Genomic DNA, 16,000 nt, shown 5'->3' with positions numbered 1-16,000 from the left:
GCTTATCCCCTGCGGTGACAGGATGCAGGCTGGCGGTGAAAATAACTAAATACCCGCTGTTTCTTTGATATAACGACGGGCTTTCACTGCATATTCAAATGGGTTAGCAATCGCCGGGTCTTGTTCTGCCTCGACCACCATCCATCCTTGATAGCCTTTTTCATCCAACAATTTAAACACTGGGCGGAAATCAATAACGCCATCACCGGGAACTGTGAATGTGCCTTTTTTCACGCCATCAAGGAAACTGAGTTTTTTCGCTTTAACTTCCGCGACCACCTCATCACGAACATCTTTTAGATGGACATGATTAATACGCGGTAAGTATTTTTCTAAAATAGCTAACATCGCTTCCTGACTACCTTCGGAATAATAGGCATGCCCAGTATCAAATAGCAGATAAACATCGTCGTTAACCATACTCATATAACGATCAATTTCTTCCGCGGTTTGAATGCCCGTCCCCATATGATGGTGTAAGCACACCTGCATCCCTTTTGTCGCCGCTATTTTAGCCAGTTCGTTATAACCCTCAGCAACACGTTGCCATTCAGTATCAGTAAAGTAAGGTTTCTCTTCAAAGATAGCTTTTGTGGTTCCCTGAATACTTTTACTTTGTTCTGAACAGCCTATAACTTTGGCCCCCATCGCATGGAGGAAATTCATGTGATTAGTAAATTCATCAATGGTTTTAGCGCGTTGGCCATCGGCAAAGAAAGTGCTGAACCAGGCATTACAGATCTGCATACCGCGTAGTTCAAGCATAGGTTTCAGTACATTAGGATCTCGTGGATATTTACTGCCAACTTCACTGCCGATAAATCCGGCCAGAGCCATTTCACTGATACATTGTTGGAAGGTATTTTCTTTGCCCAAATCTGGCATATCGTCGTTCGTCCAACCAATAGGAGCGATTGCCAACTTCACACGATCTTTATTCATAATAAACCTCTGCGATACATCTAATTTGTACAGATGAATACAATTAAAAAATGATTAATTGCCCATCCTATGATGTAAAAAATAGCGCTATGCATCAGCTTGTCGGTTGATACACAGACAATAGATATTGATATTATTTGTTATAAAAAGTGGGTCGTGGCGGCAAGCTTATCGGGACAATCTGGCCACTTTCCTGCGCGGCAATACAGGCATCAGCAGTGACCGCAGCCGCGAAGCCGTCCCAGGCAGAAGGCCCAGTAAGTTTTTCAGCTAACACATCGTTGATAAAGGCTTGCAACTCCACATCGTAAGCATCGATAAACCGATCTTTCCAGTCGGTGAGAATTTCATTCGATAACCGTGCTTCACTACGCAGCAATACTGAAGAAGGTTCCGGTAATTTTGCAATACCATTATCACCCACCACTTCGCATTGAATATCATAGCCATATTGACAGTTCACAAAGATTTCAACATCAATACGTGTCCCTTTTGCCGTTTCAAATAGTACGACTTGCGGGTCTCTTAGGTGGGTTTTAGCATGTTTAGCTTTACGCGGGAAAACAACCTGAACCGAGACATAATCATCATCTAACAACCAGCGCAGCACATCAATTTCATGAATTAAAGTGTCAGTGATAGCCATACTTGTAGTGTAGTTATCACCCACTCTCGGGTTACGATGGGCGCAATGCAGCATTAATGGCTCGCCAATTTTCCCACTGGTAATCACATCTTTTAGTGCACGATAACCTTGATCGTAAGGTCGCATAAACCCGACTTGAACCAAGCGCTTACCTTGTGCCGCTTCAGCCTCTACAATGCGTTTACATCCTTCAGCGGTTACAGCTAATGGTTTTTCGCAGAATACGTATTTGCCCGCAGCAACAGCCGCCAATACGAACTCTTCATGACTTGGCCCCCAAGAAGTGACCAGCACCGCCTCCACTTCTTTGGCATTAATGACTTCATACCCATCTGCATAAACATTCGCTTCGATACCTAAGTCACGAATAACTTTAATGGCACTTTCGCGATTAATATCGGTCACAGCGACAATACGGCTACCCTGCAACACCTTGCTACAACGGCGAATATGATCCTGGCCAATAGCACCAGTCCCGATCACACCAATATTTAATGACATATTATTTCCCTCATGAAGTTTGGTTTGCAGGTGATCCCTGCTCATTTTATGACTTCACATCCAGATCATTTAATTAGCATTAATAATCACGGGCTTTGGCGATATTCTTTTCCAGTTCCCGTACCACTGCGCCTGTTTTTTCACTGTCAGAAACTTGAGCAACCCCGACCCGCCACCAACTCAGGTAGCCATGAACCATAGTTTTTGGCAGAACTTTTATGTCAATTAAGGTTGAAACTGTCTGCAAACGGGCATCGGCCAATGCATCAAGTAGTTGCTGTTCCGTAGCAACTCGATATGTCTTACAGCCATAAGCAGCAGCCAACATGGCGAAATCTACCGGAACAAAATCACCGTCTAATTGGCCAGTTTCTTGATTACGGAAACGGAATTCAGTGGCATAGCTGTCCATGCCATGTTCCATCTGGAGGTTATTGATACAGCCATTTGTCATGTTATCGAACAATATCACATTGATTTTGCAGCGTTCTTGAATGGAGGTTACCAGCTCAGAATGCAGCATCATGAAAGCACCATCTCCCACCAATGAGTAAACTTCGCGGTTAGGTTCGGCCAGCTTCACACCCAATGCAGCACTGACTTCATAGCCCATGCACGAGTAACCATATTCGACGTGATAGCCATTATTACCTTTTGTGCGCCATACCCGCTGTAAATCACCGGGTAAGCTGCCAGCAGCCGCAACAATGACAGCATCTTGAGGTAATTGATTATTCAGCACCCCCAGCACCTGGCTTTGTGTCAAGAAAGAACCGGTTTTATCAATAAACTCGCCAAAGACGTGCTCACAATCCAAATGGTCATTAATTTCAGGGGTAAAATCCTCGGTCTGGTATTGCACCTGATAGACCCGCGTTGTCTCAGCTAATTGCTCAGCACGCATCCGGGCAATCTCCCCGCCCCAATCAGCCTGATAACCAGTACTGCCAAGTTGCTGATGCAATGCAGACAATGCTTCACGCGCATCCGCCAGCAACTGCAAACCATCCAGCTTGCCAGCATCAAAAGCACTAACATTAATATTGAGGAATGAAACATCCGGATTCTGGAATAACCATTTCGATGATGTCGTAAAATCGGTATAGCGGGTGCCGACACCAATGACTAAATCAGCCTGTTTCGCCAAGGTGTTCGCCGCCAGACAACCTGTTTCACCAATACCGCCAAGATTCAATTCATGTTCTGAGCTGATAGTGCCTTTACCTGCTTGTGTTTCAACCCACGGCACACCGAAACATTCAGCAAATCGTTGTAATGCCTGACCGGCTTGTGAGTATTTTACACCACCACCACAGACCAAAATCGGTTTTCGTTTTGAAGTCAGTAAAGCAATAGCATCAGCCAACATGGCGGCGCTGGCAGGTCGCCGGTCAAGGCGATGAATGCGTTTTTGGAAGAAATAATCTGGATAATCATAAGCTTCAGCCTGTACATCTTGCGGCAAACACAGCGTTACGGCACCAGTCTCTGCCGGGTCAGTCAGTACCCGCATGGCATTAATACACGCACTCATCAGTTGTTCTGGCCGCGTAATGCGATCCCAGTATTTACTGACGGGCTTGAATGCATCATTGGTACTGATACTCAGGTCATGAGATTGTTCAATCTGCTGGAGCACAGGATCGGGTTGGCGTGAGGCAAATACGTCACCAGGAAGCAACAACAAGGGGATACGGTTAGCTGTTGCAGTTGCGGCAGCGGTCACCATATTGGCACTGCCCGGCCCAACAGATGAGGTACAAGCATAGATTTGCTGACGCAGTTTTTGTTTGGCGAAGCCGGTCGCTGCATGAGCCATTCCTTGCTCATTTCGTCCTTGATGAACCACTAGCTCGCCGCAATCCTGTTCCAGTGCCTGCCCGACGCCTAGTACATTACCATGACCAAAAATAGCAAAAATCCCTTTGATAAATTTGATTTCCTGACCATCAACTTGCAGGTATTGATTGTCCAAAAACCGGACTAATGCCTGTGCCATGGTTAGCCGAATTTTATTCATTTATTCATCCTTTGCTCTGTTTGCGCGATACAACAGTGAGGTGAAACATAGCAGGGATTATAAACAAATATTTTTTTCATAAAATCACATTACAGAAGAAACATTTCATTCTGCGATGAAGATCAAATAATCAGGTAAACACCGAAACCGGCACACCCGCATTAACTCACGAGAAATAGCATTATTTTAAACCAACCAAAAATACAATTAATTTATTGATATTATTAATTTATATCATTCATAACTGCTTTCCATTTCCTACTAATTAAACCATCAATAACTGGCACGATACTTGGGTATAAGCCCTATTTTCGTGCGTAATATAAGGCTTTTAGCCAGGTCACATAATCGGGGAATAAATTTCATTTAACCTTGAAGTTGAAATTTTTATTCCTCATACTGATTTCAGAAACGTTACTACGGGTTTATTTCATCGATCATTGTCGAGGTTTTAAAAGAAGGAAATGGGGATGGGTACACAACACAAAGTGCTAGATGTCATATGTATCGGGCGAATTGCCATCGATTTTTATGGGCAACAGATTGGTTCCCGACTGGAAGATACCAGTACATTTGCCAAATATTTGGGCGGATCATCAGGTAATGTCGCCTACGGCACAGCAATTCAAGGCTTAAAGTCAGGTATGTTGGCACGTGTTGGTGATGAACATATGGGCCGCTTCCTGCGCGAGGAATTACAACGTGTTGGAGCTGATACCCGTTTTCTTATTACTGACAAGCAGCGCCTAACCGCATTAGTTATTCTCGGTATTAAAGATCAAGAAACCTTCCCTCTGATTTTTTACCGTGAAAACTGCGCTGATATGGCCCTGACGCCAGATGATATTGATGAGTCTTATATTGCATCATCACGAGCACTGGCTATCACTGGCACACATCTTTCGCACCCAAATACACGCGCCGCTGTATTGAAGGCGCTGGAATACGCGCATAAGCATGGGCTACGAACTGCTCTGGACATTGATTACCGTCCAGTATTATGGGGCCTGACCTCACTTGGCGACGGTGAAACACGTTTCATTGAGTCAGAAAAAGTCACTCAGCAACTGCAAGAAGTCCTGCACCATTTCAATTTAATTGTCGGTACTGAAGAAGAATTCCATATCGCGGGGGGCAGTACAGATACCCTGGTAGCGCTGCAAAATGTGCGTAAAGCAACTCAGGCGACACTGGTCTGCAAGCGTGGGGCACAAGGTTGTTCAGTATTCGAAGGGGCAATCCCTTCCAGTTGGGAACAGGTCAAACTCCATTCTGGTGTTCGCGTTGAAGTTCTCAATGTATTGGGGGCTGGTGATGCCTTTATGTCTGGTTTATTGCGCGGCTATCTTAATGATGAAAGTTGGGAGCAAGCTTGTCGTTATGCCAATGCCTGCGGCGCATTGGTTGTTTCACGTCATGGTTGTGCACCTGCCATGCCAACCAAAATTGAATTAGACGATTACCTCAGTCGTGAGCACTCTGTTCCGCGCCCTGATCATGACGCTCGCCTTAATCATTTGCATCGGGTAACCACCCGTAAACAGCAGTGGCCGGAGCTTTGCGTGTTTGCTTTCGATCACCGCAAACAATTGGCTGATATGGCACGTGAAGCGGGTGTGAGTGAAGAGCGCATCCCCAAACTCAAAACATTATTACTACAAGCAGCGCAGCAAGCGGCTCAAGAGTCAGGTCTGGAACATAAGAGTGGCATTCTGGCAGATACCACTTACGGCCAAGAAGCGCTCAACACCATTACCGGTCAAGGGTGGTGGATAGGTCGCCCCGTTGAGCTACCCAGCTCAAGGCCATTACGCCTTGAACATGGCAATATCGGCTCCCAACTCATTGATTGGCCGCTGGAACATGTCGTGAAGTGCCTGGTGTTTTATCATCCCAAAGACAGTGCGGAGCTACGCCAGCAGCAGGATGAGCTGATTCAGGATGTTTACCGTGGATGCTGTAAGTCGGGGCATGAATTACTGTTGGAAGTGATTTTACCCGAAGACAATAAAGACAAAGATGAGCGTTATTACATTGAAACTATGGCACATTTCTATGCGCTAGGTATTCAACCAGATTGGTGGAAACTGCCACCACTAAGTGCTGAAAACTGGCAAAAAGTAGGTAAATTGATTGAAACTCAAGACCCCTATTGCCGAGGTGTATTGATTCTTGGGTTAGATTCTCCGGAAGCTATATTAAAGGCAGGCTTTGCCGCTGCGGCAAAAGCACCTTGGGTTAAAGGTTTTGCTGTCGGCCGCACCATCTTCGGCCAGGCATCACGTCATTGGCTGCAAGGTGAGATAAATGATGCCGAGTTAATCGCGCAAGTGAAACAAAATTATCAAACGCTGATAGGCTATTGGCGAGATTATCGTCCAATCATCTGAATTTAAAACAGCTCTAGTGGCGCTGGCGTGGAAAACGTCGGCGCTATTGTGCTGCTATCTGCATGGTTTATTCCTTATTAGCCTGAAAAAATCCTGATTTCTGTCAAACTTAATAAAGTAATATCTTTTGCTTATAGCCGTTTCCTTTATCATGGTTTAGTGAACGGTTTAAATTCGCAATGAAATAAAAGCAAATGCGAATATCAACAAATGAAATTTTCCAACCATCTGTTAGAATAGCTGACAGATAACCCCTGAATTTTCCTCTGCCGTGGGCCGAATGGATGAATAACCCAACTCAACTATCATTGCTACAAGACCAAATTCGTCATCGTTATGAGACATTAAGCAAACGCTTAAAACAAGTTGCCCGTTATATCCTGGATAACAGTAACAGCATTGCATTTGATACAGTTGCTTCCATTGCGGCCCAAGCCAGTGTGCCACCATCAACCTTAATCCGGTTTGCAAATGCCTTTGGTTTCAGTGGTTTTAACGAAATGAAACAGGTATTCCGTCAACATCTGATGGAAGAAACCGTTAACTATACCGAACGCGCGCGGTTATTCCGTCAAACCTCAACTGATGGCAATACCGCACCAGAAAAACCGGCTGAAATACTGAATGTATTTACGATGGTCAATGCGCAAGCTCTACAGCAACTGGCGGTACAAACCAGCGCCGAACAATTAGATAGAGCCGTCGAATTGTTAAACAATGCTGAAAATATCTATGTAATTGGTTTGCGTCGTTCTTTTAGCGTGGCTTCTTATCTAACCTATGCATTACGCCATTTAGAGCGCCGGGCTTTTCTGATTGATGGGCTTGGTGGAATGTTTGCTGAACAACTGAGCATGGTAAAACCCAAAGACGTAGTGATTGCTATCAGTTACTCACCCTATGCACAAGAAGCCTTGGAACTGGTGGAGTTGGGTGCAAAAAGTGGCGCGCAGCAAATTGCGATTACTGATAGCCAGGTTAGCCCATTAGCGGCTTTCAGCGATGTCTGTTTTGTGGTGCGGGAAGCACAAGTTGACGGGTTCCGTTCACAGGTTGCCTCTATGTGTCTGGCGCAAACCTTAGCCGTTTCATTAGCACTGAATAACGCCAAAGCATAACTCCTCAGGCGCTTCCAAGTCAGGTGTAGCTTGTGGCGAGCAATAAAATGGGTAGGATCTACCTACCCATTCAATTCATACTTTAAAGCGCGGCTTAGCTTTTTTCGACCGGATAGTTATCACTGTTGATCCATGCATGATCTTTTTCCCAGGTAAATTTCCATAAACGTACTGGCCCCGCCATCACATTCAAATAATAGTTGTCATAGCCTGCCAATGTCGCCACTGGGTGGTAACCTTTTGGCACTTTTACGACATCCCGGTTATAAACCGGCATACATTCATCCAGTGAACGGTCGTCGGTATATACCCGCTGCATGCAAAAACCTTGCTCTGGATTTAGCCGGTGATAGTAAGTTTCTTCCAGATAAGTTTCATCTGCCGAATTTTCCTGATCATGTTTATGACTTGGGTATGAACTGGTATTCCCCTCATCGGTATAAACCTCAACCACCAGCAAACTGTCTGCGGGTTTATCGTCAGGCAAGATGTTATGTACTAACCGCTGGTTACGCCCCTTACCTCGCCGCTCTACTCCTACATCTGCTGGCGTAATCAGACGAGAGGGTAAATGGCCATTACTGGGCGCACGGCAGACCGCCAATTCCAAATCGGTCTCTGCCACGACTTTCACACGATCATGGTGTGGAACATAAACAGAATAAGGCGGTGTTCGTTCGAACGGACTCATGCGTTTGCCAATATGCGGATATTCAGCGTGCTGTGTTGATACCGAGGCAATTCCAGCAACTAAGACCAGACAGAGTTCATTTTCAGCACTCTCCAGCACCAATGCCTTTCCAGCCGTAAGCTGATAGACATCAAACCCAACAAAACGCCAGCCGGCGTTCTCCGGTGAAATATGCTGAATACGCCCATTCGCATCTGGCGGCTGACACTTGGCAAGCAGTGACGACATGATGACTCTCCTGTTAACAACATGAAATTATTCTAACGAACACCCTCAGGTAGCATTAACCCAGCGTTGGCATACTGTATTCTGAAACAGTTTGCTGACCTGTTGGCCAACGGGCTGTGGTTGTTTTCATGCGGGTGTAGAAACGCACCCCATCAGTGCCATGCACATTCAATGCACCGAACACGGAACGTTTCCAACCACCAAAACTGTGAAACGCCATTGGTACTGGAACAGGTACATTGACGCCAACCATCCCAGCCTGAACCTCATGCACAAACTGCCGTGCATAGTGGCCGCTACTGGTAAAAATCGCACTCCCATTACCAAACTCATGACTATTCACCGTACTAATTGCCGTTTGATAATCAGGCACTCTGACAATCCCTAACACTGGGCCAAAGATTTCTTCCTGGTAAATCTTCATTTTCGGGGTGACATGATCAAACAGAGTGCCGCCTACATAGTACCCTTGCTCATAACCAGCAACTTTATAATGACGGCCATCTGTGACTAATGTCGCACCTTCTTTAACACCTTGGTCAATATAGCCAAGTACCTTTTTCTGATGGGCCGCTGAAATTAGCGGTCCCATTTCATTCTCTTCCCCGCCTTGCTGTATACCTGGGCCGACACGTAGGCGAGCTATGAGTGGTTTTAACTTTTCAATTAATTTATCAGCGGTACTGTCGCCGACGACTACCGCAATCGGCAGTGCCATACAGCGCTCACCTGCTGATCCAAACGCACCACCCATTAATGCATTTACGGTCGCATCCAAATCAGCATCAGGCATGATGATCGCCTGATTTTTCGCCGCACCAAAGGCTTGTACACGTTTACCGTGCGCACTGGCAGTGGTGTAAATATGTTCAGCAACAGTAGAAGAACCGACAAAGCTTACGGCTTGAATTCGTGAGTCTGTACAGAGTTGGGCAGCACTTTCATTTGAACAGTGAATAACATTGAATACGCCATCAGGCAAACCCGCTTCCGTCAGCAATTCAGCTAAACGAACTGACGCTGAAGGGTCCAATGCTGGCGGTTTCAGAATAAAGGTATTGCCGCACGTTAACGCAATGGGGAACATCCACATGGGTACCATCGCAGGGAAGTTAAAAGGGGTTATCCCAGCTACAACGCCCAAAGGCTGCATCATTGAAAAGCTATCAACTCCGGTACCGACATCAGCGGAATATTCACCTTTCAATAAATGCGGGATACCACAGGCGAACTCGACGACTTCCAGACCACGAGTGATTTCGCCCAAAGCATCCGAATAGACCTTGCCATGTTCACGAACAATCAACTCCGCCAATTCATCGCGGTGTTGTTCAATCAGGGTTTTAAAGTTGAACATAATGCGAGCGCGGCGCAGAGGGGTGGTTCGCGACCAATCGGCAAAGGCCTGATGAGCTACACCAATAGCATGATGAACTTCTTCAGCTGTACTTTGCGTGACCTGGCTTTCAACCTTACCGGTGGCTGGATTATGAATATCGGCTGTTTGATTGCTGGAACTCAGGGAATTCTTCCCACCGATAAAGTTACTCACGATTTTCATGTCTCACCCTCTTCTCAATAGCTGCTATCGCAGGGTTCGCTCAAAGTGACTTAAATCAGACCACTAATAACGAACCATACGCTCAATCAATAAGGGCTATCTTGTTGTGGGACCAAAATAGCCAACAAGGCGACCAGCCGCCAGACAGGCGAAAAACCAGCCGATATGCAGACTCTATGCTATTGGAAAAAAAGTTTCAAATAACTTTGTTTGGAAATTTTGTTTTGTGCGATGTATCGCAAGTTCCTGCAAGGAGAAAAGGTAAAAACCAAAAAATCCAGATAGCCCACGCAATGCTATCATCAGCCTGAAACGTACTACTACTACGCCACAAATAAGCTGTTAATGTAAAAAAAGACCAGGCTAATGAGAACTTGATGAATTTGACCAGTCCGATATTTGAGCTGAATCGAAAAACTTACGTTCCGTTATTTCATTAAAATGAAATAAATGTTCTTATTTTGAGCGCTATTCAGGAGAAATTTCTCACGTATATCTATCACAGCAGGAGCTGACACCATGTCTATCGCACAAGATCGTTTCTGTATTAATCGCAAAATTGCCCCCAACTTAAATATTGAAAGCTTTTTCCGTTTGGTTAAAAAATGCGGGTTAAATAAAGTTGAATTACGTAATGACATGCCGAGCGGCAAAGTAACGGATGAGTTAAGTTCGGCACAGCTAAATGCACTGGCTGAGGAATACGACATAGAAATTGTGACTATCAATGCACTGCAACACTTTAATCTGCCAGAACACCGCCCAGCATTGCTGAAAGAAGCAGAAAGCATGCTACAACAAGCAAAAGAGATTCGCTGCCAAGGGATTATTTTATGCCCAAACTGTAGCGCCAGTGACCGACGATCAGCCGAACAAAAAGAACAAGATACGCTGGATGCCTTGGTGCTATTGGCTCCGTTATTTAAAAAGTACCACGTAAGCGGACTCGTGGAACCATTAGGCTTTGGAGTCAGTTCATTACGTTCTCACTTGCTAACGCAAGCTATCATCCGCAAATCAGCCGCTCCCTACAAAATGGTGCTGGATACCTTCCACTACTATCTAAGTGATATTGCACAAGCTGAGTTCGATGCCCATATCGACGTCAATTCCATTGGATTGGTGCATCTTTCTGGTGTCGAAGAGACGCGGCTGAAGTCCACACTCACTGATGAAGATCGTATTATGTTGAGTGAGCAGGACAAACTGAACAGTAAACAACAAGTGGCAAATCTTGAGCGACTGGGCTATCAGGGAATATATTCTTTTGAGCCGTTTTCATCACAATTGATTATCTGGTCAGAAGCCGACATTGAAAGGGAAATTCGCCAAAGCATTGCGTACTTACAAAACTAACATTCAAACCGATGCGGAGAACGGCTAAGTTCATAAAACTTAGCCGCTTGTTATTGATATGCCGTAGGGTAACTGACTTTCTCTACCCCAAAATACCCGAATAAGATTTATATCTGTTTTACGCTTTACTGTCAGCGCCCCACTATTTGGCACTACGGCCGCTCCATCGCACAGCCAGGCTAGCGGCCCCTGCCAGAGTGATTAAGGCGACTACGCCAGCCCAGCCCATTTTTTCCAGCATCAAGCTACCCAAGGCGGAACCAACAGCCATCCCGATAAATACACAGGTAAATAACAGTGCATTAAGCCGACTGCGAGCCGCCGGTTCCAAACTATAAATAATGGTTTGATGGGCTACCAGCGTGGCCTGCACACCAAAATCAAACCCAATAGCGCTGAGCACAATAAGTCCTATCTGGAGATGAAATGGCAACAGTGGCAAAAGGAACAAAGCAGCAAAGGACAGTGTCGCCAGGCTTGCACCAATCAACGTAACCACTTGCGGCCCCCGGCGATCTGCCAATGAACCAGCTAATGGCGCAGCTAATGCACCTGCGGCACCGGCAAGACCAAACGCACCCGCTACAGCACTGCCAAGGTGATAAGTATCCTGCAACATTACTGCCAGTGTTGACCAGAAAGCACTAAACCCTACAGACAGTAGCGCTTGTGATAACGCCGCCCGACGTAAATCTTTAAACTGTAGCCATAAATGGCTCATTGAGGCGAGTAACGCCGGATAACTCAGTGCTGAGGTTGCCGGTACGCGCGGTAAACTGCGCCATATCACCAGCGTTATTATAATAACTGATAGTGCAGCCCCCATATAAAGCGACCGCCAACCAAAGTACTCTGCAACAAAGCCACTCAACACCCGTGACAGTAAAATGCCCAAGAGTAAGCCTGTCATAACAGTACCGACCGTTTTCCCCCTCTGTGCTGCCGAGACTAATGTTGCAGACGCTGGGACAATATCCTGCGCCATTGTTGCGGCAATCCCGATAACAAAACTGGTTACCAGCAATGCGTTTATACCAGGAACAAAACCACTGAATAACAAAGCAGCCGTCAGCAGAATGCCCTTTAGTAAGATAATAATTCGGCGGTCATGACGATCGCCCAATGGGGCAAGCAACAATATCCCCAACGCATAACCAATCTGTGTCAACGTCGGTACTAAGCCAACCACTCCTACGCTGGCGTGTAAATCTGAACCCATAACACCCAACAGCGGCTGGCTATAATAAATTGATGCGACGCTAAGGCCTGCACCAGTTGCCAACATCAGAACTTTACTGCCAGAAAGGGTTTTCTCAGCACTTTCAGTGTGAGTTGATGCGGTTTGAATGACTGACATGATGGCGACCTGTAATGATATTGAGGCTGCATTTTTACGTGTGCAGACCTATCTTGGTAGTCGCCTGGAGAGTAAAACTGTTATACGCTTAACGTATGACAGAACCTAATTTAGCTGGCATCGATCGTATAGAGTTGATGGAAACATTTATTCGTATCGTCGAGGCTGGCAGTTTGTCGGCGGCCGCAGCACGCCTGGGTACTAGCCAGCCGACTATCAGCCGCCGTTTGCAGACATTAGAGCGGTTGCTTGGCCTGAAATTATTGCAGCGAACCACGCATATCATGAAGTTGACTGATGATGGCGAACGTTGCTATTCCCATGCCAAACAGCTAGTTGAGAGCTGGAATACGATGGAGGATGACTTACGTGGTGCGACTGATGAACCTAGAGGGCTACTGCGCGTTCTGGTACCACATGCGTTCGGGCAAGACCAATTAATCAAGCCACTTAAAGACTTCCTGCACCAATACCCGAAAATATCCATTGAATGGATGCTAAATGATCGCCGCCCCGACTTTATTGCCGAAGGTATTGATTGTGCTATTCAAGTTGGCTCAGTAACGGATCCCTCGGTTGTCGCTATCCTGCTGGCCGAAGTACCACGTATCGTGGTTGCCGCACCTGAATTGTTGGATAATAAGCCGCTGCCCACACATCCCGAGCAATTGCAGGATTTTCACTGGTTGGCATTGAATACGTTTTACCGTAATGAAGTTGTTCTGAGCCATAAAACAAATGGCGAAATACATCGTTTTTCCATACAACCGCAATTAAGTACCGACAGCCTGTATGCATTACGAAACGCCGCACTGACAGGATTAGGTGCCGGGATCGCGTCAACATGGGTAGTCAATGATGATATCAAGCAAGGGCGGTTAGTTCATCTGACACCGGACTGGCTTGGATTACCTCTACCAATCTATTTAGTTTACCCGCACGCCAGCTATTACCCTGCCAGATTACGAGCATTTCTTGATATTATGCGCCAAGCTATGCCACACCTGGCCGGAACACAGATCCCTACCAAGAAACTCAGGAATAAAGTCAGGTAGTAGTGAACTTGCAAAAACATCAGGGGGTAATAAACCCCCTGTTAAAATAGCAATTAAAATATTATGGATCTTGATATATAAAAATAAATAAGGACTAGCTAACAATACTATCGACTTTCACAGAAAAGTCTTTCATACATTCAGCCATATATTGTTGAGTAACCTTTGTCACTTTTTCGTAATTATTTGCTTGCCACTGTTCCAATGGTGCTTTAACCGGTGTAGGTTCACACGTTAAATACATTCCACTTTTTTGCCAGGTCTCTTTATTTTTACTAAAATAAGTAACATATCGTAATTCATAATCAGTTTCTGAACCGGATAGATTCTCATACATCAGTAACCAGACTTTTGGACGTACTTCTATTTTCTCCATATAAAGATGCTTAGGTTTATCCGCCAGTCCTTTCTTTATTTCGGTTTCAATATTTGGCATGAAGTAACCAATGCTTGGATTACTCAAGACCACTATTTTCGTTCCCCTTAAATCCTCTTTACTGAAAGTACCACCTGAAGCACTACCCGCAAATGCTTGAGCCACAAAAGCCACGACAGAGACTCCTACAGCGGCAGCAGTATCGCCACGGGTAACAAGGCGCAACGAGGTATCAGTCGCATGGCTGCCACCAACTTCCAATGCGTTATATGCAGATATCGGTATTTCAGCGCCATTATCACCACGAATAGCTTTCTTTTCGACTTCAGTATCAAAGACCTGCTTGCCAGCACAACCCGATAACAATGCCGACACCAATATAAGACAGAGAGATTTAGAATATGTCACTGTATAGTCCTTTAGATAAAACTTTTAATAAAGAGAAGTTAATTAATTTAAATGATTTATTTTATTAAATAGGAATGCAACCTAATATTATATTTTCTATATACACAGAGGTGTCAAAGCAAAGTAACCACATATGCAGTGGTAAAAATTATATCATTACATTTTACAATAATAACCCTTCTTTTTTATAAAAGTTATTAAGCAGGATTTAAATCTTATTTAAGTTAAATTAGTAATAATAGAAAGCGATTGTGACATACTAATAAAATAAAATTACTCTATGAATGTTATTATTAACAAGCTATAAAAATTGCCACTACTGTTTTTTTCGTTTTTTATCACCATAATCCCACCAACCTATTTATCAACAAATAATTAACATTTCACCGCCTGATAATCTATTGCTTAAAATAGCTTCACTAAAAAACATATTGTTTTACCTATGGTACATATTCCAAAAAAGAAACATATTTCCGCGTGACAATAATATAATGTTTTGTAATCTTTATTAGTACTTTGAAAATATGGGTATCCTACAATGATAAAACTAATAATTACCGATCTGGATGGCACTTTTCTTGATGAGAAAGGGGATTACAATCGAGAAATGTTTCAGGACGTCAAAAAAATCATGGTACAGAAAGGTGTTCATTTTGCGATATGTACCGGTAAGCAATGTGAGCGTGTAGAGGAACTATTCAAGGGTGATGCTGAACAGTTCTGGATTCTGGGTGATAGTGCCACCAGAATAAAATATAAAGGTGAATATGTTTATCAGTCTCTGATTAAAAATCAACTTGGGCTGAATATCATTACAAAACTAGAAGCCATTAATAAAGAACCCGTCATCATTGCTTGTACAGCAGAGGGCGCGTTTATTAAAAGTTCTGTTTCTAAAGAAATGGAAAGTAAAATTAAAAAGTCATATGCAAAAGTGACAAGAGTCGATGATTTTTATCATGTGAATCATGATTTTGTCAAAATCTCTATTTATGACGAAAAGGGTCGCTGCCCTGATTTTAAACCTCATCTTCACGAATTCTTTGATAAAGCCTATATCGTTGTTTCTGAAGATGCCTGGATTGATATTGCCGATATCGGCGTGCATAAAGGGCATACAGTCGAAATCCTACAGAATTTATTAAATGTTAATAAAGACGAGACTATGGTGTTTGGTGATGGGCTGAATGATATTGAATTAATGGAAAGAGCGACCTTCAGTTTCGCCATGCGTAATGCTTTTGAAGAAACTAAATCTGCTGCAAATTTCATCACAGGCAGAAATACAGAGAGCGCCGTTATGTTAACCATTCAAAGGATACTGACACTGCAATAATATAATAGCTCCATT

General features: G+C 44.4%; 12 protein-coding genes. 5 read left to right on the top strand and 7 right to left on the bottom strand.

The window, feature by feature from the left end:
• Positions 1-45: 45 nt before the first annotated feature.
• The 3 genes from iolE to iolD form a co-directional block, all read right to left on the bottom strand.
• Positions 46-942, bottom strand: coding sequence for a myo-inosose-2 dehydratase (gene iolE / locus QSV56_RS13380; protein ID WP_019084109.1), 897 nt, complete (start codon positions 940-942; stop codon positions 46-48).
• Positions 943-1,075: 133 nt separating this feature from the next.
• The gene (locus tag QSV56_RS13375; protein ID WP_019081575.1) at positions 1,076-2,089 is read right to left on the bottom strand and encodes a Gfo/Idh/MocA family protein; all 1,014 of its coding nucleotides are present in this window, start codon (positions 2,087-2,089) and stop codon (positions 1,076-1,078) included.
• A gap of 79 nt (positions 2,090-2,168) precedes the next feature.
• The gene (gene iolD, locus QSV56_RS13370; protein ID WP_046051859.1) at positions 2,169-4,109 is read right to left on the bottom strand and encodes a 3D-(3,5/4)-trihydroxycyclohexane-1,2-dione acylhydrolase (decyclizing); all 1,941 of its coding nucleotides are present in this window, start codon (positions 4,107-4,109) and stop codon (positions 2,169-2,171) included.
• 470 nt (positions 4,110-4,579) lie between these two features.
• Between iolD and iolC the strand changes: the two genes are divergently transcribed.
• The gene (iolC, locus tag QSV56_RS13365; protein ID WP_050160254.1) at positions 4,580-6,499 is read left to right on the top strand and encodes a 5-dehydro-2-deoxygluconokinase; all 1,920 of its coding nucleotides are present in this window, start codon (positions 4,580-4,582) and stop codon (positions 6,497-6,499) included.
• A gap of 284 nt (positions 6,500-6,783) precedes the next feature.
• Complete coding sequence (locus tag QSV56_RS13360) at positions 6,784-7,617, top strand: MurR/RpiR family transcriptional regulator (protein ID WP_005157438.1); 834 nt, start codon at positions 6,784-6,786, stop codon at positions 7,615-7,617.
• A gap of 94 nt (positions 7,618-7,711) precedes the next feature.
• Here the strand turns inward: QSV56_RS13360 and iolB are convergent, their stop codons facing one another.
• Both iolB and QSV56_RS13350 read right to left on the bottom strand, forming a co-directional pair.
• On the bottom strand, positions 7,712-8,536 hold the full coding sequence (iolB, locus tag QSV56_RS13355; protein WP_301212711.1) for a 5-deoxy-glucuronate isomerase: 825 nt from the start codon (positions 8,534-8,536) through the stop codon (positions 7,712-7,714).
• 55 nt (positions 8,537-8,591) lie between these two features.
• A complete protein-coding gene (locus tag QSV56_RS13350; RefSeq protein ID WP_019081579.1) occupies positions 8,592-10,097 on the bottom strand; it encodes a CoA-acylating methylmalonate-semialdehyde dehydrogenase in 1,506 nt (501 codons plus the stop codon).
• 519 nt (positions 10,098-10,616) lie between these two features.
• Here QSV56_RS13350 and QSV56_RS13345 point away from each other — a divergent pair.
• Positions 10,617-11,453, top strand: a complete 837-nt coding sequence (locus tag QSV56_RS13345) for a TIM barrel protein (protein ID WP_046051861.1) — start codon at positions 10,617-10,619, stop codon at positions 11,451-11,453.
• A 142-nt stretch (positions 11,454-11,595) separates the two neighbouring features.
• On the opposite strand, the gene QSV56_RS13340 is transcribed toward QSV56_RS13345, so the two are convergent.
• A complete protein-coding gene (locus tag QSV56_RS13340) occupies positions 11,596-12,810 on the bottom strand; it encodes an MFS transporter (RefSeq protein WP_019084118.1) in 1,215 nt (404 codons plus the stop codon).
• A 95-nt stretch (positions 12,811-12,905) separates the two neighbouring features.
• On the opposite strand from QSV56_RS13340, the gene QSV56_RS13335 reads away from it, so the two are divergent.
• The gene (locus QSV56_RS13335; RefSeq protein WP_219642623.1) at positions 12,906-13,865 is read left to right on the top strand and encodes a LysR family transcriptional regulator; all 960 of its coding nucleotides are present in this window, start codon (positions 12,906-12,908) and stop codon (positions 13,863-13,865) included.
• Between the two features lie 94 nt (positions 13,866-13,959).
• Here QSV56_RS13335 and QSV56_RS13330 read toward each other — a convergent pair whose 3' ends face one another.
• Complete coding sequence (locus QSV56_RS13330) at positions 13,960-14,649, bottom strand: hypothetical protein (RefSeq protein ID WP_050322285.1); 690 nt, start codon at positions 14,647-14,649, stop codon at positions 13,960-13,962.
• Between the two features lie 538 nt (positions 14,650-15,187).
• On the opposite strand from QSV56_RS13330, the gene QSV56_RS13325 reads away from it, so the two are divergent.
• Complete coding sequence (locus tag QSV56_RS13325; RefSeq protein WP_019081584.1) at positions 15,188-15,985, top strand: HAD-IIB family hydrolase; 798 nt, start codon at positions 15,188-15,190, stop codon at positions 15,983-15,985.
• Positions 15,986-16,000: the final 15 nt, after the last annotated feature.

Origin of the sequence: Yersinia sp. 22-579, assembly GCF_030433455.1 — a bacterium.
Classification (GTDB): Bacteria; Pseudomonadota; Gammaproteobacteria; order Enterobacterales; family Enterobacteriaceae; genus Yersinia; species Yersinia enterocolitica.
The sequence above is the reverse complement of the archived record's forward strand: the minus strand, read 5'-3'. Positions and strand labels throughout refer to the sequence as shown.